This is a genomic window from Brevibacillus sp. YAE8, assembly GCF_057543335.1.
In genome coordinates, this window is sequence record NZ_BAAIYG010000142.1 from 1 (window position 1) to 547 (window position 547).

Genomic DNA, 547 nt, shown 5'->3' on the forward strand with positions numbered 1-547 from the left:
CAATCACAAGTGTCCGCGTCTCAAATTTCTGAGCTTATTCAAGCTATTCAACAAGACACTCAGGAATCTGTACATACAATGGAGCAAGTCACAAACAAAGTTGAAGAAGGACGAACAATATCACAAACGGCTATTCAAAAATTCGAACAAATTCTAAGCAGCATGAATGAAACGACTCCGCAAGTAGAAGAAGTGGCTGCGACTGCTCAGCAAATTTCAGCAGCGGTTGAAGAAGTGGCTCGTACAGCGGGTGAAATGGCAATCCTTGCTAAAGGAAATGCAGCTACATCTGAAGAAGTGGCTGCATCAACTGAAGAGCAGCTGGCTTCAATGGAGGAAATTGCTGTTTCCGCACAATCTCTGTCTCAAATGGCAGAACAATTAACAGCACTCATTAGCAAATTTAATTTGTAAACTTTCGTCAAATCGTCATAGACCTCTTTTATATTGGAAAAAGTAGAACATACACACACGAAAGAGGTGAAAGTATCTGATGGAGCAAACAAAAATGACCTTTGAGCCAGCTTCAATTAACGATGATATGCAT

1 protein-coding gene is annotated in these 547 nt (G+C 40.6%); it reads left to right on the top strand.

The window, feature by feature from the left end:
• Positions 1-414, top strand: a 414-nt coding sequence (locus AC27IT_RS28060) for a methyl-accepting chemotaxis protein (protein ID WP_487092302.1), incomplete at its 5' end; no start/stop codon positions are given.
• Positions 415-547: the final 133 nt, after the last annotated feature.